20 protein-coding genes are annotated in these 18,396 nt (G+C 37.5%); 14 read left to right on the top strand and 6 right to left on the bottom strand.

Annotation, left to right across the window (positions count from 1 at the left end):
* The coding region (locus tag IJF99_RS01385) for a transposase (RefSeq protein WP_292791047.1) at window positions 1–319 on the top strand (319 nt) is incomplete at its 5' end.
* Window positions 320–378: 59 nt separating this feature from the next.
* Here the strand turns inward: IJF99_RS01385 and IJF99_RS01380 are convergent.
* Complete coding sequence (locus IJF99_RS01380; RefSeq protein ID WP_292791042.1) at window positions 379–981, bottom strand: S24/S26 family peptidase; 603 nt, start codon at window positions 979–981, stop codon at window positions 379–381.
* 5 nt (window positions 982–986) lie between these two features.
* The gene (gene aroD / locus IJF99_RS01375; protein WP_292791039.1) at window positions 987–1,664 is read right to left on the bottom strand and encodes a type I 3-dehydroquinate dehydratase; all 678 of its coding nucleotides are present in this window, start codon (window positions 1,662–1,664) and stop codon (window positions 987–989) included.
* Window positions 1,665–1,796: 132 nt separating this feature from the next.
* On the opposite strand from aroD, the gene IJF99_RS01370 reads away from it, so the two are divergent.
* The 4 genes from IJF99_RS01370 to IJF99_RS01355 are packed head-to-tail and all read left to right on the top strand — an operon-like array spanning window position 1,797 to window position 4,800.
* Window positions 1,797–2,522: a hypothetical protein gene (locus IJF99_RS01370; protein WP_292791036.1), complete on the top strand. Its 726-nt coding sequence runs from the start codon at window positions 1,797–1,799 to the stop codon at window positions 2,520–2,522.
* A 9-nt stretch (window positions 2,523–2,531) separates the two neighbouring features.
* Window positions 2,532–3,392: a succinate--CoA ligase subunit alpha gene (gene sucD, locus IJF99_RS01365; protein WP_292791034.1), complete on the top strand. Its 861-nt coding sequence runs from the start codon at window positions 2,532–2,534 to the stop codon at window positions 3,390–3,392.
* Window positions 3,393–4,595 (top strand): hydroxymethylglutaryl-CoA reductase (NADPH), encoded by a 1,203-nt coding sequence (gene hmgA / locus IJF99_RS01360; protein ID WP_292791032.1) that lies wholly within the window; start codon window positions 3,393–3,395, stop codon window positions 4,593–4,595.
* A 1-nt stretch (window position 4,596) separates the two neighbouring features.
* A complete protein-coding gene (locus tag IJF99_RS01355; protein ID WP_292791030.1) occupies window positions 4,597–4,800 on the top strand; it encodes a hypothetical protein in 204 nt (67 codons plus the stop codon).
* On the opposite strand, the gene IJF99_RS01350 is transcribed toward IJF99_RS01355, so the two are convergent.
* Genes IJF99_RS01350 through IJF99_RS01335 form a run of 4 tightly spaced genes read right to left on the bottom strand, consistent with a single transcriptional unit; the run spans window position 4,797 to window position 7,153 of the window.
* A complete protein-coding gene (locus tag IJF99_RS01350; RefSeq protein WP_292791028.1) occupies window positions 4,797–5,438 on the bottom strand; it encodes a DUF116 domain-containing protein in 642 nt (213 codons plus the stop codon). The two genes, IJF99_RS01355 and IJF99_RS01350, sit on opposite strands and share 4 nt — an antisense overlap.
* A gap of 9 nt (window positions 5,439–5,447) precedes the next feature.
* Window positions 5,448–5,900, bottom strand: coding sequence for a hypothetical protein (locus tag IJF99_RS01345; RefSeq protein ID WP_292791025.1), 453 nt, complete (start codon window positions 5,898–5,900; stop codon window positions 5,448–5,450).
* Window positions 5,901–5,936: 36 nt separating this feature from the next.
* On the bottom strand, window positions 5,937–6,092 hold the full coding sequence (locus IJF99_RS01340) for a hypothetical protein (protein ID WP_292791022.1): 156 nt from the start codon (window positions 6,090–6,092) through the stop codon (window positions 5,937–5,939).
* Between the two features lie 47 nt (window positions 6,093–6,139).
* A complete protein-coding gene (locus IJF99_RS01335) occupies window positions 6,140–7,153 on the bottom strand; it encodes a tetratricopeptide repeat protein (protein WP_292791020.1) in 1,014 nt (337 codons plus the stop codon).
* 117 nt (window positions 7,154–7,270) lie between these two features.
* Between IJF99_RS01335 and thsA the strand changes: the two genes are divergently transcribed.
* From thsA to IJF99_RS01290, 9 genes are all read left to right on the top strand, one after another.
* Window positions 7,271–8,923, top strand: coding sequence for a thermosome subunit alpha (gene thsA / locus IJF99_RS01330; RefSeq protein WP_292791017.1), 1,653 nt, complete (start codon window positions 7,271–7,273; stop codon window positions 8,921–8,923).
* A 419-nt stretch (window positions 8,924–9,342) separates the two neighbouring features.
* Complete coding sequence (locus IJF99_RS01325; RefSeq protein ID WP_292791011.1) at window positions 9,343–12,876, top strand: Ig-like domain repeat protein; 3,534 nt, start codon at window positions 9,343–9,345, stop codon at window positions 12,874–12,876.
* 101 nt (window positions 12,877–12,977) lie between these two features.
* Entirely contained in the window at window positions 12,978–13,691 is a 714-nt protein-coding gene (locus IJF99_RS01320) for a metal-dependent transcriptional regulator (protein ID WP_292791008.1), read from the top strand.
* A 93-nt stretch (window positions 13,692–13,784) separates the two neighbouring features.
* A complete protein-coding gene (endA, locus tag IJF99_RS01315) occupies window positions 13,785–14,300 on the top strand; it encodes a tRNA-intron lyase (RefSeq protein WP_292791005.1) in 516 nt (171 codons plus the stop codon).
* Between the two features lie 98 nt (window positions 14,301–14,398).
* The gene (locus IJF99_RS01310; RefSeq protein ID WP_292791002.1) at window positions 14,399–15,496 is read left to right on the top strand and encodes a tryptophan--tRNA ligase; all 1,098 of its coding nucleotides are present in this window, start codon (window positions 14,399–14,401) and stop codon (window positions 15,494–15,496) included.
* On the top strand, window positions 15,496–16,113 hold the full coding sequence (locus IJF99_RS01305; protein WP_292790998.1) for a stage II sporulation protein M: 618 nt from the start codon (window positions 15,496–15,498) through the stop codon (window positions 16,111–16,113). Before IJF99_RS01310 ends, IJF99_RS01305 begins: the two co-directional genes overlap by 1 nt.
* A 40-nt stretch (window positions 16,114–16,153) precedes the next feature.
* The gene (gene thrC, locus IJF99_RS01300; RefSeq protein WP_292790995.1) at window positions 16,154–17,350 is read left to right on the top strand and encodes a threonine synthase; all 1,197 of its coding nucleotides are present in this window, start codon (window positions 16,154–16,156) and stop codon (window positions 17,348–17,350) included.
* Between the two features lie 246 nt (window positions 17,351–17,596).
* Window positions 17,597–17,797 carry a histone family protein gene (locus tag IJF99_RS01295; protein ID WP_116591162.1) on the top strand — a complete coding sequence of 67 codons (201 nt, stop codon included), beginning with the start codon at window positions 17,597–17,599 and terminating at the stop codon, window positions 17,795–17,797.
* Window positions 17,798–18,256: 459 nt separating this feature from the next.
* On the top strand, window positions 18,257–18,396 hold a 140-nt coding region (locus tag IJF99_RS01290; protein WP_292791050.1), incomplete at its 3' end, for a ribosomal L7Ae/L30e/S12e/Gadd45 family protein.

Here is an 18,396-nt window from a genome sequence, read left to right as displayed (position 1 = left end):
TAATCCAAAATACATATTAGCAGACAGAGCATACAACACAGAACCCATCAGGAAATGCATAAACGAAGAAGCAAAAGCACAAGATCAAATACCACTAAAAACACGAGCAAAAACAGGACATTATCGGCTTGAAAGTAAAAATACATTCAACAAAGACATGTATTCAAGAAGAAATAATGTAGAATCAATATTTAGTGTAATAAAAAGAATATTCAACGGAACAAATAGAAGCAGGAGTCTACAATTATCAAATAAAGAAACAAAACTCAAAAACACAATTTACAACATCTATCGATCCGCTCAAATCCAAGAAAAATGAGGATTTCTACAAAGCCAAGTAATCTAAAAATAATAAAATCAATGTTTTATGTATAAAAATTAGTAGGAGATTACAACACCATTAATGTCGGAAACATCAACCCATGTTGATATGCCTTTGATTTCATATAATTCGCCGTTAATGAATTCATAAGAAATGTTCTTGTTATCGCTTACCAGGTGAATGTCATTGCCGTTAATCTGGTCTACCCTTTTGATGATTCCGCCGTATTCCTCGCTATCGGCCACGACTATATCTCCAACATGCACGTCATGGGTTTTATTAAATAACGCAAATTGTCCATCCTGCAGTGTTGGAAGCATGGATGTCCCGTCCACATAGACAATAACCGGTATCTGGTTCGGTCCTATGCTGGAATCGATATTGATTTCAACATCTTCCAGACCATACTGCTTGCAGATGTCTTCAATTCCATTTCTGTAGGATGTTATGTTTGTGCTTGTATCGTTCATGACTTCCAGGGTGTATCTGCAGATTTCATTGCTCAGGCCATTCTTGTCGACATTCGAAAAGGAAGTGGTTTCGACGGTCACGTTTTCCCCGTCATTGTAGATGTCAACGCTATTGTTGCCCAAAAGGGCAATTCCGCAAACTATAATTAAAATAAGTACAAGTACAGCTAAAATAATCTTTTTAGCCATTAGAATCACTCTTCCATAATGTTCAAGTCCATATTCAGGAGAGCCTTCATCGTTTCAATGTCGATTTGACCCGGAGCGGTCACGTCTGTTCCGGCGGCAAAAGTAATTGGTGAGTCGAATTTGGAGGCCATGACTCGGGTATAGCTTCCCAAATCACCCATTGAAATGGCTATTGTATTTTCACAGTGGGACAAAACAGCCAGCACTGTCAGGGTATCCTCCAGGTCCTGAGGCATGAAAGCGACTTTTGCGATGTCTCCCATTTCATGTTCCTTTTCGACAATGTACATTATTTCATTCAAATCAGGTGTCTTTTCAAAGTCATGGTAGGAAACAATGGTCTTGACGCCGGTTTCGTGGATTTTGGCAATGTATTCGTCATCGCTTTGCAGTTCAATGTCAACATAATCGGCAAGATCGCAGCATTCATATAAAATATTGATCCTTTCTTCTTCCGTGCCTTTAAATGAACCGCCTTCGGTGCTGATTCGATTGGTTGCAATCATTGGAAAGTTTATTTCTTCGATGGTATTCCTGATTTCACTGATATCAGGATTTTTAAGCGCGTCAATTCTAAACTCCAATATGTCGGCGCCTTTGTCAATGCAGTCCCTTGCAACTTCGATTACTTCCCCGCATTTTTCCTGAAAAATAGGAATTGCGATTTTTGTTTGTGAATACATTATTTTATAATATATTTATTACTAATTATTAAGTTTTTTTAAAACCTTTATATAAATTGAGAGACATATTATATATCAATAAAATTTATTAATTTTATTTATTTATTAAAATCGAATATACAAGGTGTTAATTTGAAAATTACTGCTATAGGAGCAGATATATCAAAAAATGATGTATCCTGCAGTTCTAAGCTAGTAGAAACTATTGAAAATAACCTTCAAACTGTTAAAAACTTAGGTGCAAGGGATGTGGCTTTAACAAATGTCACTGGTGATGATGTTGTCATCAGCGCATTTGTGGAAGATGATTTGCTTGAAAGTGTAAATGAAGGTATAGTGAATGTTTTGAAGATGAGTGCGGAAAATCTTGGGGATTTATCCGGAATTTCCAACAATCCTGAAAATGCCGGTGAAGGAATTTCCTATGCTGAAGCGGGCATACGTCCGGACAGGTATCCTGATGCCATCGTTTTGGGTTTTGATACATATGGTGGAGAGCCATTCGTGGCCGATGTTGCAAACTCAGCAATCGAAGCGGCAAAAGGAATGGCAAATTGTACAGATGTGTCTGATTACATCGAGCCAAAAATAAGAAAGATACCTGGAGTGGGATATGTCTCACCTGAAACCGATGATCCCGTTGTTGTGGCAACCGTTGAAAATATAGAATCCGTCGGTGTTATTGCAGGGGCAATGATTGGCGCTGCACTTGGAAACAAAAACGTTTACTTGGTTGAAAGAGGAACAACTTGTAATGTATTGCCCGGTAGCGTAATATTTTCGGCTACTGCTTTTATGAATGGAAATGTAATAGATTTAGCCGTTCCATTTGAAAATAAAACAAGAATATTAAGATAGGAGATAATTATGATTTTATTAAATGAAGATACAAAATGTTTAGTTCAAGGAATTACAGGTAAACAGGGTTCATTTCATACAGAACAGATGTTAAACTACAATACCAATATTGTAGCAGGTTTGACTCCGGGAAAAGGAGGTCAAGACTTTATGGGAGTCCCTATTTTCAACTCCATTGAAGAGGCAACAGAGGAAGTGGACATTAACTCTTCAATAATATTTGTTCCTGCAAGATTCGCAAAGGACGCGGCCTTTGAAGCAATCAGACACCTGGATTTGGTTGTTATAATTTCCGAACATATTCCGGTTCATGACAGCATGAAGATCATGGCATATGCAAAAGAGATGGATACAACTATTATCGGCCCAAATACTCCGGGAATCATCTCTCCTGGTGTCGGCAAGTTAGGCATCATGCCAACACACATATTTGCCGAAGGAAATGTCGGTGTAATCTCAAGAAGCGGTACATTGACATATGAGATTGCAAGCGAACTCACCAATGCGGGAATAGGCCAAAGTACTGCGGTCGGAATAGGTGGAGACCCTGTAACCGGAGACAATTATGTTGATATCCTGAAAAGGTTTGAAAAGGATGACCAAACCGATGCGGTCGTTTTGATTGGTGAAATTGGAGGAACCGCTGAAGAAAGGGCAGGCAAATATATTGCCGATGAAATGTCCAAACCTGTAGTGTCATATATTGCAGGAAGAACCGCACCGCCGGGCAAAAGAATGGGACATGCCGGAGCCATCATTCAAGGAAGTTCAGGTACTGTTGAAAGTAAAACCAAGGCTTTAAACGAAGCCGGTGTGGAAGTGGCTAAAAAACCATCAGAAATTGTAGGATTGCTTAGAAAGGTTATTTAGATGTCAAACCAGGAAATTATTGATAAATTACTCAACGGTGAAATGAAGCTTTATCAGGTCGATAAGGAAGTTTCAGCAAAAGAGGCAACCGACATTAGAAGAGAATTTCTAGAACAGAAATATGATTTGGAGTTGTCCAATATCTCAAATTATACTTTGGATATGGAAAGGGCTTCAGCAAGAAACATCGAAAACTCAATCGGTGTATTGCAATTGCCTATGGGTATTGCAGGGCCATTGAAAATCAATGGGCAATACTGCAATCGTGAAGTGTTCATCCCTCTTGCAACATCTGAAGGAGCATTGGTTGCATCAATTAATAGAGGTGCATCAACAATCACTGCTTCAGGAGGCGCAAATGCCAGGGTAGTGTCAGATATCATGACCAGAGCACCTGCAATCAAATGCGATGGCGTTAGCGATGCCTTAAAAATCAAACAATGGTTTGTCGATAATTTCACTGAGTTGAAAGAAATTGCCGAATCCACCACATCTCATGGCAAACTGATTAAAATTGATCCTATCTTAATCGTCGGAAGCTATGTCTATCCAAGATTCGTGTTCTCAACAGGAGACAGTATGGGAATGAACATGGTCACTATAGCTTCTGAAAAAATCCTAGAAAAATTAGCCGACGAAACCACAGCAACTCACATTGCGTTAAGCGGAAATGTCTGCGTTGATAAAAAACCCGCTGCCATAAACATTGTTGAAGGAAGAGGAAAGAGCGTTATAGCAGACATATTGATACCAAAGGATATTGTGGCTAAAAAACTTAAGACCACTGCCGAAGCAATCGTTGAAGTGAACACCGCCAAAAACCTAATAGGTTCAGCGGCAAGCGGTTCCATGGCATTCAATGCCCATTATGCAAATATGGTTGCAGCAATATTTCTGGCAACAGGACAGGATGCTGCCCATGTTGTTGAGGGATCTTTGGGAATTACAACTGCTGAAAACCGAGGAGGCGACTTATACTTCTCAGTGAACCTGCCTGACCTGCCTGTGGCAACTGTAGGTGGGGGAACAAGTCTGGAAGTCGCACAGGAAGGACTTAACATCCTCGGAGTTGCAGGTTCCAATCATGCAAAGGAATTTGCAGAAATAGTGGCATGTACAGTTCTGGCGGGAGAACTCTCACTTGTAGGTGCATTGGCTGCAGGACACCTCGCAAGAGCTCATCAGGAACTTGGAAGAGGATAGAATGAATGACCTTTTAGAGGAGTTATATCCTGAAATTACTCTGGAAACAGATGATTTGATAATGGAGATATCTGTTAAAAAGGATTATTCTCAAATAAAGGATTTGGATAAAAGAAAAGAAGAATTTATCAATGATTTAAAGGAGTTCATTAATGAGTTTAGTGAAACTCCCGAATCAAAGGAATTCATGGCTTTTTTTGATTAGTATTTTGAATCCAGTTTTTCAAATACTTTTTTAACGTTCACCTTTGTTTCAAAGCATCCGGTCTTTTCAAGCAAAACTCCTTGAGGGTAAAAGTCAGACAGTAGCATCATCATCTGGTTTAGGTCTTCATGACAGGCAACGCCAAGCACGGTCTGGAACTTGTTTTCCATCACTATCTTTTTTACGAAACTGGAACCTGGAACGATGTACATTTTATATCCTAATGGTTCCGCTTTTTTCTTTATTACACCGATTGAGCATAATCCGCATTCTGTGCAGTTCAACCCTTCCTTTTGAAGTGTTGCGGGACAGTCTTTATGCCTGAGGCAGTGAGGCAGAAATACCAATGTCTTTTCGGCGGGGATTTTCCTGTATTGCTCCTTATTCAAATCGTTTCTAACTTTAATTGCAACATCGTCGATTAGATTGTCGTCCAAATTCAAAAAGCGAGCTATTGTTTTAAGGGGAGAATATAACAGGTCAACTATATATAACAGGAATCTTGGAAATTTTATCTGATTCCTTTTGGCCATAATCAGCGCCAGGATCAGGAATATAATTATCAATAGGGCAATTATAATTATTAAAAAAACCACTAGCTGGCCTAAAAACATATAGATTGAGTTAAGCACCATCATTGTTCTTACCTAAAATTTTTCTATAGTGTAACTGTCAAATTCTTTATTTAATCTAATGCCTTTCGCTGTCTTTGTGATTTCAAGTCCGGATAGGCTGTCGCATGAACATAAAACATTCTGTTCGGGATGGGTTCCGGGGGTAATGTTGCAGTTGAGGTTTACCTGGTCCCCTATTGATATGACTGTTTCCAGACGTTTTGTTGAAGGATGGTCTTTGTTTAGGATTACGAGCGGCGAAGATTCCTCACGACTGAGATAAGCCTGTGATCTTATGGCGCGCTTATCCTTTTTGAAGTTTGATACTGCGATAATATCGTCTGATTCCAAAAATTGAACTATCTCTTCGTTGTCCTGTGTTGCGATAAACAGCATCTTGTTTTCATAGGCTACTTTAACGATACCAACCATTCCGGTTTCGCCTTCAAGAAACAGTATTTCATCATTTTCAAAATCAATGTTCATATTATCACAAAAAAATAAAAAAAGAGTAAATTATATTTACTCTGCAAGTTCTACATTGTCACTTTGACAGGACGGACAAACAACTTTTTTTCCGAGTCCTTTAAAGGAATTTCCACAGTCTTTACAACGATATTTTTTTGTTTTCAACTTTTTCAAATCGATATCGGCCATAGGCCCTCCACTTGAACACATTTTAAATCACCTGTTATATTATATATAACTGAATGTATTAATAAGTTTTAGTTTTGCAATCCTTTTCGGATTTCATTAATTTTTTCAAGGGTTTCGGCATCGTCTGTCAAATCAAATTTCAACTCCATAAAGTACAGCATCTGATTATATAGCTTGTTTTCCCCATATTCCTTAATGAATTCATCGATTGTTTCCAGAATGAAAGGATTCACTCCCAATTGAATGTTCTTGCTTTTGATTATGTCAATCGATTCCTTTAAAGATAAACTAATGTCATTTTTGGATTGGATGAACTTTATTTCCGCATATGCCAGCGGGCTTGCCTCGTATTCCATGCTGAAGATATACAGTGCCAGTGCGGTTTTCATGTCATTCTCCTCCACGTAGTAGTATCCGAGGTTCCTGTAACATCTTGCAATGTCTTGAGGGTAATAGGCGTATTTCAATGCATCGCAGGTGCGGATAAAGCTTTCATTCAACGTGTAGGTGTGAACTTTGTATATTTCCGTCAATTCAAGGATTATTCTTGCTGAAACTGGGTTGATTTTGATTGCTTTTTTTAGATACTCCTCTGCCTTATCGTATCTTTGTGATTCAAGAAGCAAAAATCCGTAAACATAATACAAATCAAGCAGGGGTTCGTTGTCGGGAATGTATCTCAATTCCTTTTTAAGGCCAATGTATTTTCTAAAGACTAGCTCCTCAAGGGGATTTGTGAAATAATGGTATTCGCTTACCGCATCATCCTCAAACATGTCCGGAAATGTTTGCATGAAATCATCTAATTTATCAAGAGGGGTTTCGTAATTTCCGTTTTCTATATCTGGATAAATGTCATTTAAAATGTCCATTATCGGATTTTCCTTTGAGGAAATTTCTATGAATTCCTGTTTTTCATCTTCACTTAAGCAGTCCCACATCAGTCTGGAGATTTCTCTGATTATCTCTTTGCTGTAGGGATGGTCCTTATAGACCTCTATCTGTGATGACAGGTATTGCCTGTTCAAATCCTTGTTGGATCCTAGGTTGGATTTAATTTCTTTTATAATCTCTTCGTACATTAACACACCTAAAGTTACTTTAATGGGTAATATTTTTATATTACCTCTTACCTATCTTATAGTGTATAAAAACTTAGTTTTATATTTTATTTAAAAAAATTTTAAGGTGATTATTAAATGGCAAATCAACCAATATTTATCCTTCCCGAAGGAACTGAAAGATATTCAAAAAGAGATGCTTTAAGAATGAATATCACAGCCGCCAAAGTATTGTCCGGCATAGTAAGAACCACACTCGGTCCTAAAGGAATGGACAAAATGTTAGTTACCTCATTAGGTGATGTTACTGTCACCAACGATGGCGCAACCATCATGAGGGAAATGGAAATCAACCAACCTGCAGCCAGAATGCTTGTTGAAACAGCTAAAAAACAGGAAGAAATCGTTGGAGACGGTACCACTTCTGTTGTTGTTATTGCAGGTGAATTATTAGCTAAAGCTGAAGAGTTATTGGAAGACGGCATTGCAACATCAATTGTTGTAAAAGGATACAGGAATGCAACCAAAAAAGCAGTCGAACTCATAAAAGACATTGCAATTGATGCAGATGACAAGGAAACTCTTAAAAAGGTGGCTGTCACTGCAATGAGTGGAAAAGGTTCAGACTATGCAAAAGAACACTTGGCAGATCTTGTTGTTGAAGCAGCATTAAGAATCAAGGAAGACGGAAAATCCGACATCGACAACATTAACATCCAAAGGGTTTCAGGTGATTCCGTAGAGGATTCCTTCCTCGCAGAAGGAATAATTATCGATAAAGCTCCTTTATCCAAAAACATGCCTAAAGATGTTAAGGATGCAAAGATTGCAATCATGAAATATCCTATAGAATTAAAAGACATTAATACTGATACCAAAATTGACATAACCAGTCCTGACCAATTCGAAGCGTTCCTCAAACAGGAAGAGGACATGATCAAGGAGTTAGTCAACAAAATCATCGACTCCGGCGCAAATGTTTTATTCTGTCAGAAAGGAATTGACGACATGGCAGAACACTACCTTAAAAAAGCAGGAATCATGGCTTTCAAACGTGTTAAAAAATCAGATATGGAAAGAATCCAAAAAGCAACTGGAGCTAAGCTTGTAACCGACATTGAAGACTTGTCAGAAGAAAAATTAGGTTACGCAGGCCACGTTTATCTCGATAAAATCTTCGACCATGAATTGACCTTAATTGAAGAATGTGAAAATCCAAAGGCTTCCTCAATTGTCTTAAGGGGAAGTACCCGTTATGTCACAGAACAAATCGCAAGGGCTCTTGACGATGCATTAGGCGTAGTTGCAGCAACCATTGAAGAAGGAAAAGTTCTCATTGGTGGAGGAGCTTGTGAAATTGATTTAATCAAACAGTTAAGGGAGTATGGTGAATCCGTAAGTGGAAGAGAGCAGTTAGCTATCTTAAAATATGCTGAAGCTCTTGAAGTCATTCCTAGAACCCTGATTGAAAATGCGGGTCTGGACACCATTAACCTGATTGCTGATTTGAAAGCCGCTCACGAAGACTCTCCATTCATTGGAATCAATGTATTCGAAGGCAAAGTGGTTGACATGAAAGATGCTGGCGTCATTGAACCTTTAAGGGTAAAAATCCAGGCTCTACAGTCCGCCAGTGAAGCTACCGAAATGATCTTGCGTATTGATGATATGATTGCAGCAAGAAATGCATTGAATTCAACCGGACCTGATGAGTCAGGTAATGATGACAGCGGTATGCCTCCAATGCCTGGCGGCATGGGTGGTATGGGCGGAATGCCCCCAATGATGTAAAATTTTAAAAAATTTTACACCCTTTTTCTTTTTTTTAATTTTCGTGCTTATTTTTTGAAATGCTTAATTAAATGCATTGTTTTTTGTTCTAACTGGAATTTAATTGGTTTTTGTGAAAAATTTAATTTTAGACTGTGACCCTTTATATATTATAATATATAAGGTAATCGTTTTAGTATATATATAATGAAGTTAATTTAAAAATGATTTCATTTCATTAAATCCTTTTAAAAGCCAATTCAATAAGAATTCCATTTTATACTTAATTTTTGTGAAGTTTCAGTTTTATTTTTTAAAATCAAACTCATTTAATTGGATTTAGCAAATAAAAAGGTTTATATAAGATATTTTTAATAAATATATGTTATAGTGAGCTTTTAGACTCACGTTCAATAAAATTGTTATGGAGGTAAATTATTTTGAACAAAAAAATATTACTCACTTTCCTGATATTGTTCACTGTTGCAGCATCAATCAGTGCCGTTTCAGCAAGTGATGTTAATGTTACAGATTCCTATACTACTAGCTTAGTAGATGTTACCTCAGATGTATCAGTCCCACTGGAGAATTCAGCTGATTCATCAGGTCTTTCTGTATCAAGTGATTCAAACGTTGATAATGATTCATCTAAAGTTTCTCTATCAAGTGACGAAGTTTTAGAATCTGAAGATTCAAATACTTTATCAACTAATAATAACTCAGACAGTGATCCTCTTTACAGTAGTGATAACGGGAGTACTATCCTTTCATCAGGCGATGAAATAGTTAGTATTAATTCTTCATCAACAGTATCTAAGACAATCACTGCAAAAGATTACACTAAATATTATAAAGGAAGCACTCAATATACTGCAACTTTCTTAGATGCCAACGGTAATCCGTTAGCAAATGCTAATGTTAAGATTACTGTTAACGGTGTTACATACACCAAAAAAACAGATTCAAAAGGGGTGGCTTCTTTAGCGATTGATTTAAAACCAGGAACTTATAAGGTTACCGCAGTTAACCCTGAAACTGGTTATACACTAACAACTACATTTAGAATATTATCTACTATTACTGCCAGCAATGTCAACAAGGTTTATACTGACGGAAAGAAATTCACCGCGACATTCTATAAAAGTAATGGTAAAGTATTGGCGAATAAATATATCAAATTCAAACTCAACGGTAGAACTTATAACGTAAAAACCAATTCAAAAGGTGTGGCAAGCTTATCCTTACTCACTCTTGGCGTTGGAACTCATAAGATTGTTTCATACAATACTGACGGCTTGTACCAAACAAATACAATCAAGGTGGTCAGGTCAACCACAACTTCACTCACCACCAATCCATATGTTTTCCTTAAAAGCAATTCAAAAGTTATTAAGGTCAAATTGCTTAATAAATTCGGATATGCTCCTGGAAAAGGAAAGGTAATCACATTTAAAGTGAATGGTAAGACTTATTCAGCAACTACAAATGCTTATGGTGTTGCAAAACTCAAATTGCCGTCTTTAAGCGTAGGAACATATACTGTGGTATACAGATTTGCAGGAAATAATTTCTATAAGGCATCCAGTGCCAAAAATACTGTAACAGTAATTGCAAAAAACAACCCTGTTTTGACAGTGAAAAGTACAACCACATTTGGTCATGGTGCAAACACTCCATTCAAAGTCGCTTTGACTGCAGACGGTATTCCTATACCTAATAAGACCATTAAATTCACAGTCAACGGCAAGACATATACCAAAACTACAAATGCCAATGGTATTGCATCCCTAACCATTAATCTGCCTATTGGCAAATACACTGTAACATACAAAAGTCAAGGTGTATCCAATAAGCTCAGTTCAAAAACAGGTTCAACTGCTATTACAGTTAAGGAAAGGTCCCCTACCAAAATAACATGGAAAAGCGGAACTTCCTTCTATCAGGGTTCACAAACATTTAAGGTTTTGCTGCAGGATTCCAATAATAAGGCATTGTCCGGCAAAACTGTGAAAATGGTTGTAAATTCAAAGACATATACCGCTACAACTGATTCAAATGGTTATGCACAGTTTAAAGTGAATGTAGGTGCAGGCAATTCCACTGTCACATTCAAATATGAAGCAAGCGGTGACAATGACAATGCTCCAAGTTCAGGATCTGCAAAGATTTCCGTTGCCAGAAAAGCGGCCAGCGGATACGGATACTGGCTGTTCGGAGCCAACATGAAAAAGGTTAATCTGAATACCCTGGCTTCCAAGGGAACCACTGACATATTCCTGAATTATTATGCAATCACCCTTCACGGCAAATCCGCTGTCGAATCATGGATTGCAAGTGCCAATAAGGTGGGAATCAATGTTCATATATGGATGCAGACTTTCTATGATGGCGGATGGATTAATCCTGTTTCAAATGGAAAGGCAAATACCGCTTTATTTAAACAGATAATTAATGAGGCTCTAGGCTATGCTAAAATCAAAGGAGTTGCAGGTATTCATTTTGATTACATGAGATATCCTGGAACAGCTTATAAAACCAGTGGCGGAACAGCTGCCATTACCCAATTTGCAAAGCAGGCATGCGAAGCCCTTCATGATTATGATCCAAATCTTATCGTGTCATGTGCATTGATGCCAGAAACAACCAGTAATACATACTATTACGGTCAGGACATGGCTCAAATCAGTAAATATATGGATGTTGTGATTCCAATGATTTATAAAGGAAACTATGGAAAATCAACTTCCTGGATTAAGACAACCACCAAATGGTTCGTCGACAATTCAAACGGTGCTCAGGTTTGGGCAGGTTTGCAGGGATATAAATCCGACAGTAATACTGCAAAATTATCCCTTTCCGAGATAACTCAAGACTCACAGAATGCGCGTAACGGTGGAGGTGCTGGAGTAGTCATATTCAGATGGGAATTGTCAAATCTTGTTGATTTCGCTTCCCTGAAGGCTTCTTCAACCGCTACTTCTGATTCAGGCACTGTCTCCACTTCCGCAGGTAAAACAATATCAATTAAGGATATCATTACCGGTTCCACTAACCTGAAAAATTATTACCAGAATAATGATGCCCTTCCTGCAACAGTTACCGCAGGCGGAGTCACATTCAAGTTACCGGAATTCCTGTATCTGATGAGTCAGGCAATATATCAAATCGGAAATTCCAACATGAAGGATATAACCTATATTACTGGCGTATCTGAACCTTCATCTCCTTCAGGAGATTCAGTTAATATGCAGGTCACTACAGATAATTATATTGATTGGGCTCAAAGGGTTGCCAACTTCATAGTCGAGTATAAGCAGGCCCCTAACTATGCAACCGTTTCAGAAAAGAAAGTCATCTACTCTGAAGTGGTGGATGCGTTCTCACGTATTCTGGCATGGTACGGAAACTATAACAATCAGTTGCCTAATTATGTGACTGTCACCACAAGTGGCGGCAGCAGTGACAGCAGCAGTGCATCTGTAACTGGCAAAGGTATCAATGAAGTGAATACCGAAACTAGCTTAAGCAAATACCTTCAGGCCACAACCAATTGTCAAGTTAAGAATTCCGACATTGTGAATAAGGCTAAAGATTTAACCAAAGGTTTGACTTCAGAGTTAAGTAAAGCAAAAGCAATCTATAACTATGTTAGGGATGAAATATCCTACAGTTTCTATTACAATACTAAAAACGGTGCTGTAGGAACATTAAATGCCGGTTCAGGTAATTGTGTGGACCAGGCGCACTTGGTTATTGCATTGTTCAGGGCAGCAGGCCTTGAAGCAAGATACGTGCACGGTACATGTAAGTTTTCAAGCGGAAGTACCTATGGTCACGTATGGGCTCAGGTATTGGTAGGCAACACTTGGTATGTTGCTGATCCGACAAGCAGCAGAAACTCTTTAGGAACAATAAATAATTGGAATACAAATTCATTTACCTTAAACGGTATCTATGCTAGTTTGTCATTCTAATTACTTTTTTTATTTTTTTTCAAGTTTTTATTTAGGTTTACCAAAACTCTTTTATACTCTTAACAACAAAAATCTAAGTAAGATATTATCAGGTGACTTTCATGGCTGAAGCTAAAATTAGTGAAAATATCGAAGAATATTTGGAAGTTCTATATCGTAATGGAAGCAACAGAGAACAAGTCTCTACAACACAATTATCTAAAGATTTGGGCATTGCTCCGGGTAGTGTTACTCAGATGCTTAAGAAATTGGAGGATTTGGGTTATATTGAATATACTCCATATAAGGGCGCTACCTTAACCGATGAAGGAATGAAAATAGCTCAAAAAATAACAAGAAAACACAGAATTCTCGAAAAGTTCTTATCAGATATCCTAAAAATCAAAGAGGAAAATATTCATGAGCAAGCCTGTGAAATGGAACATTCATTGTCCGATGAAGCTGAAAGAGCATTATGTACAATGTTAAAAAATCCTGACTTATGTCCTGATGAAAAATTGATTCCTGCCTGCGATTTTGAGTTTAGCAGTTGCCAGGAATGCTTTTCACAAAAAGACTTTGACCAGGTCATCAACAGAAAATTTAATCTGTTGTCTGTTTCCGAATTAAATGTGAAATCTGAAGGAACAATCTCATTCATTCGTGGAGACAACGATCTTTTGGATGAAATCACAAAAGCCGGAATTAAGGTTGGTCAACATCTCCAGTATGAATTGGCTGAAAATGATATCGATAACAATTATCTGGTTTTTGTTGACGGTGAAGAGTTAAACATCACTGCCGAAATGGCTAATAATATTTTTATTAGGGTTTAACTTTCTCATTCTTTTTTTTACAAAAATTTTATATAATATTTGCTTCAAAATTATATGCATTAAATATAACTTATTTCTTTTTACGGTGTTTTAATGCGCGGGAATTTATCTAATGGCATTGTTTCAATTAAAATTGAAGAAGGAAGTAAAAGGCCTATAGCTTTGCATGAGAAAAGTAAGTTCGGCAAAATCGAAGCCGATTTCTTGCATCTTTCATTGATTGAGGCCTGCTATCTGCAGGAAAAGGGTCGTTTGAATATCTATGAGGATGATGTGGAGTGCAGCGTGGGCTATTTGATTGACCTTATCAAACAGGAAGAGCTTTACGGCAAATATGTTGTCTTCCGTGATTTGAAAGACCGCGGTTTTGTTATCAAGACAGGATTTAAATATGGTTCAGAATTCAGATTGTATAATCGTGGAGGAGGTCCCGGCGAAGGGCACTCCGATTATCTGGTCAAAATCATTTTTGAAAACTATGATATAAATGCGCTTGACTTTGCAAGTTATGTGAGAGTTTCCCATGGTGTTAACAAAAAACTTCTTTTGGCAATTGTGGATGAGGATTTTGACATAACATACTATAATGTGGAATGGACAAGACCATAAGTTTAATTAAAGAAATCGTTTATATTTTAATATGATTTTATATTAATGATTATAATTCTTAACAATCAATTTAATTTAATAGCATTAATGGTGATAGAATGGCAGATTTAATTAATCCATGGGCATCATTCAGCCTCGATTATGACAAGTTAGTTAATCAATTCGGAATAGGCAAAATTTCCGATATCATAAATGATGTGGAAAACCCTCAAAAGTTAATGAAAAGGGGAGTAATTTTCGGACACAGGGAATTTGATGAAATCGTTAAATTAATCAATCAAAACAAGGAATTTGCAGTTGTATCAGGTATGATGCCAAGTGGCCAGATGCATATTGGTCATAAGATGGTCGTCGACCAGCTTAAATGGTATCAGGACATGGGTGCAATGCTTTCATTGCCAATTGCAGATTTGGAGGCTTATGCAGCACGTGACATGAGCTTTGAAAAAGGCCGCGAGATTGCAGTCAACGAATATCTGACAAACTGGATTGCATTGGGCCTTGACCTTGAAAAGGACAATGTCAACGTTTATCTGCAGTCCCAAAACAATCTGTTGAAGAATTTGGCTTTCAAGGCTTCAATCAAAACAAACTTCAGTCAGCTCAAAGCCATCTACGGATTTGAAAATTCAACAAACATCGCCCATGTGCAGGCACCACTATTCCAGGTTGCCGATATCTTGCTTCCGCAGATTGAAGAGTTCGGAGGTCCGAAAAAGGTAGTGGTTCCGGTAGGAATAGACCAGGATCCCCATATCAGATTAACAAGGGACATCGCCCACAAGCTCCATGAAGATGAAGGATTCATATCCCCTGCTTCCACCTATCACAGGTTCCTGACAGGACTTACAGGAGATAAGATGAGCAGCTCCAAACCGGCAACAGCAATCTATCTGAATGACGATACAAAGACAGCGGTCAAAAAAGTCAAATCCGCCAAGACAGGCGGAAGGGAAACCCTGAAGGAACAGGAAGAGCTGGGCGGAGAAGTTGATAAATGCGTAATATATGAGATGTTGCTGTATCACTTTATTGATGATGATTCTGAACTTGAAAAAATCAGAAGCGAATGTTTGAGCGGAACATTGCGCTGCGGCGAGTGTAAGGTCAGAACAGCAGAGCTGATGGAAAAGTTCATGGATGACCTGCACGAAAAACAGGTTGAAGCGGCTGAAATCGCTAAAACATTGATATAATGTTAAATGAAGTTAAATCGGCATTCACTGAAAATAAGGTGGCCATCCTATCGGCAGTAGCCATTCTTTTCGTTTCCATGGTTTTAGGTTATCTATTTGAACCTTACCTGTATGATTTTTTAAATCCGGTTACCGAGGACTTGACCCACAGGGTGCAAACCGGAGTTGTCACACTAACCTTCCAAAGCATATTCCTCAACAATATTCAGATTGTCCTGACAATGTTCATTTACGGCATTCTGTTCTGCCTTTCGGCGGCGGTATTGGCTTTCAACGGTTTGTTTGTAGGCTATTATGTGGCAACAACTGATGACCTGTTCCAGACACTGCTTTTGATAATTCCTCACGGCATTTTTGAGTTTTCCTCATGCATTCTGGCCTGCGCATCAGGTTTTGTTTTGTTCAATTTCCTTTACCGGTTCCTTAAAACAATAAATAAGCAGGATGACGGGTCGGTTAGGGAGATTTTGTCAGTGTCATTTGCCGAAGGTTTCGATAAATTAAAGCAAGCCATAATTTTGCTTGTAATCGCTTCAATCCTGATGGCGATTGCAGGTTTTGTTGAGGCTTATTTAACGCTTCCGATTGCGGAATTCTTATATTCGATTTTAAGTTAAATTTTTATAGAATAATTAAAATAATATATGTAGTGATTTTATGATAAGATGTGTTTCATGTGGACAAGAATACGACGACGATGAAGTAATCTACACCTGTGAAAAGTGTGGATCAGTACTTGAACTCGTCAATGAGATTGATGTTTCAAAAGACATTTTTGATGGTAGAAAAGATAATTTATGGAAATTCAAGGAATGCATTCCTGTAGACGAATCAAAAATTGTTTCACTTGACGAAGGAGGAACCCCATTCTGCAAATGTGACAAGTTAGGTGAGGAACTTGGAGTGAACCTATACGTTAAGGTGGAAGGTTCCAACCCAACAGGAAGTTTCAAAGACCGTGGAATGACCGTTGGAATGACAAAAGCAATGGAATTGGGAGTTCATACTGTAGGTTGTGCTTCAACAGGAAATACCTCCGCATCACTTTCAGCTTATGCTGCACGTGCGGGATTACGTTGTATCGTATTTTTACCGTCAGGTAAAGTTGCACTTGGAAAACTGGCGCAGGCCATGTTCCATGGTGCTGAAGTAATGTCCATTAACGGAAACTTCGATGAAGCGCTTGAAGCGATGACAGCTCTTGCATTGGAAAAACATCTTTACTTACTGAATTCAATCAACCCTTACAGATTGGAAGGACAAAAGACCATAGGTTATGAAATTGTCCGCGACCTGGGCTGGCAGGCTCCTGACAGAATTGTCCTGCCTGTAGGTAATGCGGGAAATATTTCAGCTATCTGGAAAGGGGTTAAGGAATTTTATGACGCAGGCTTCATTAAAGACTTGCCGATGATGACTGGTATTCAGGCAGAAGGAGCATGTCCTGTCACAAATGCATTCAAAAAAGGAGAAAGACGCGTCGTGCCTGTAGAGAATCCTGAAACAATTGCAACCGCAATACGTATTGGTGCTCCGGTCAGTGACATAAAAGCTTTGAATGCAATCTATGATTCAAACGGTTATTCCGAAACCGTAACCGATGAGGAAATCCTTGATGCACAAAAATTACTTGCAAGAACAGAGGGTATTGGTGTCGAACCTGCTTCAGCAGCTTCAATTGCAGGTCTTAAAAAGCTTGTTGATGCTGGTGTAGTCGATAAGGGAGAAACCATAACCTGTGTAGTTACCGGACACTTGCTTAAAGATCCTAATACTGCCATTGATGCATGCACTCAACCTACACAGGTCGATGCAGATATAGACACTTTAAGAGAGATTTTAATGAACAAATAAATTTTGCTTTAAATCTCTTTTAATTTAAATTTTTTCTTTTAATTCTTTTGTATTCGAACAAAATTTTTACTTTTTTTATTTAAGGTAATGTATGAAAAACATTTTTAAATATATTAATTTCACTATTCATGTTAAAATATCATGGTTAGTTTTGTTGAAATTATTGAAAATCACCGATGTAAAACCAATAGATTTATATATAAGCAAATTAAAACTATTATTAACAAATTAAATGAGGTGTATAATATGAGTGAATTACCAATTGCTCCTGTAGGCAGAATCCTAAAAAATGCTGGTGCACAAAGAGTAAGTGATGACGCAAAAATCGCTTTAACCGAAGCTATCGAAGATTGCGGTAACGAAATCGCTCAAAAAGCTGTCGGATTTGCTCGCCACGCTGGTAGGAAAACTGTAAAAGCAGAAGACATTAAATTAGCAATCAAATAGATTTGCTGATGATCTTTAAATAATAGTAATTTAAAATTACTATCTTTTTTTTATTTTTTCGTGATTTGATTTTTTTTAATTTATTTTCCCTGAAATTGACCTATTTTCACAAACATTTATATACTATACTGACCAATTTAATATTGTCTAGTTCTCTAGAATTATTTCATTGATTACTAAATTTTTATTTTTAGTTTTGCTAAAAATTATATGAAATTCAGAAGTATTTATATTGAAAGTCTAATCCCTCTTATTTTTTTCCAATGGGATTATATTTAGTGATATATGAATTATTCAAGAATTAGTATTATTAAAAACTATATTAAATTATTCATCTATTGGATAATTTGGGTAATTTCTATAGTTAAATAATAACTATATATAATTACAATATTATGATTCGAATTGGATTATAATACCGATGGATGGCATAGCCAGATGAAAAAGGAGGTATATAATATGGCAAACATTTATGTAAAATTTGACACACCTGAAGAATTAGCTAAACAAGCTGAAGAAGCATTAGAAACCGCACAAGCTACTGGTAAAGTAGCAAAAGGTACTAACGAAGTAACCAAATTCATCGAAAGAGGAGATGC

It is taken from the genome of Methanobrevibacter sp. (assembly GCF_017406825.1).
Taxonomy (GTDB): domain Archaea; phylum Methanobacteriota; class Methanobacteria; order Methanobacteriales; family Methanobacteriaceae; genus Methanocatella.
The sequence above is the reverse complement of the archived record's forward strand: the minus strand, read 5'-3'. Positions and strand labels throughout refer to the sequence as shown.

What these genes read in the sequence shown, in the direction of transcription:
- endA (WP_292791005.1), top strand. Translation starts at nt 13,785, where the DNA reads ATGCGCGGGAATTTATCTAATGGCATTGTTTCAATTAAAATTGAAGAA.
- IJF99_RS01305 (WP_292790998.1), top strand. Translation starts at nt 15,496, where the DNA reads ATGTTAAATGAAGTTAAATCGGCATTCACTGAAAATAAGGTGGCCATC.
- aroD (WP_292791039.1), bottom strand. Translation starts at nt 1,664, where the DNA reads ATGTATTCACAAACAAAAATCGCAATTCCTATTTTTCAGGAAAAATGC.
- IJF99_RS01335 (WP_292791020.1), bottom strand. Translation starts at nt 7,153, where the DNA reads ATGTACGAAGAGATTATAAAAGAAATTAAATCCAACCTAGGATCCAAC.
- IJF99_RS01350 (WP_292791028.1), bottom strand. Translation starts at nt 5,438, where the DNA reads ATGATGGTGCTTAACTCAATCTATATGTTTTTAGGCCAGCTAGTGGTT.
- thsA (WP_292791017.1), top strand. Translation starts at nt 7,271, where the DNA reads ATGGCAAATCAACCAATATTTATCCTTCCCGAAGGAACTGAAAGATAT.
- thrC (WP_292790995.1), top strand. Translation starts at nt 16,154, where the DNA reads ATGATAAGATGTGTTTCATGTGGACAAGAATACGACGACGATGAAGTA.
- IJF99_RS01345 (WP_292791025.1), bottom strand. Translation starts at nt 5,900, where the DNA reads ATGAACATTGATTTTGAAAATGATGAAATACTGTTTCTTGAAGGCGAA.
- IJF99_RS01320 (WP_292791008.1), top strand. Translation starts at nt 12,978, where the DNA reads ATGGCTGAAGCTAAAATTAGTGAAAATATCGAAGAATATTTGGAAGTT.
- sucD (WP_292791034.1), top strand. Translation starts at nt 2,532, where the DNA reads ATGATTTTATTAAATGAAGATACAAAATGTTTAGTTCAAGGAATTACA.
- IJF99_RS01310 (WP_292791002.1), top strand. Translation starts at nt 14,399, where the DNA reads ATGGCAGATTTAATTAATCCATGGGCATCATTCAGCCTCGATTATGAC.
- IJF99_RS01295 (WP_116591162.1), top strand. Translation starts at nt 17,597, where the DNA reads ATGAGTGAATTACCAATTGCTCCTGTAGGCAGAATCCTAAAAAATGCT.
- hmgA (WP_292791032.1), top strand. Translation starts at nt 3,393, where the DNA reads ATGTCAAACCAGGAAATTATTGATAAATTACTCAACGGTGAAATGAAG.
- IJF99_RS01340 (WP_292791022.1), bottom strand. Translation starts at nt 6,092, where the DNA reads ATGTGTTCAAGTGGAGGGCCTATGGCCGATATCGATTTGAAAAAGTTG.
- IJF99_RS01380 (WP_292791042.1), bottom strand. Translation starts at nt 981, where the DNA reads ATGGCTAAAAAGATTATTTTAGCTGTACTTGTACTTATTTTAATTATA.
- IJF99_RS01355 (WP_292791030.1), top strand. Translation starts at nt 4,597, where the DNA reads ATGAATGACCTTTTAGAGGAGTTATATCCTGAAATTACTCTGGAAACA.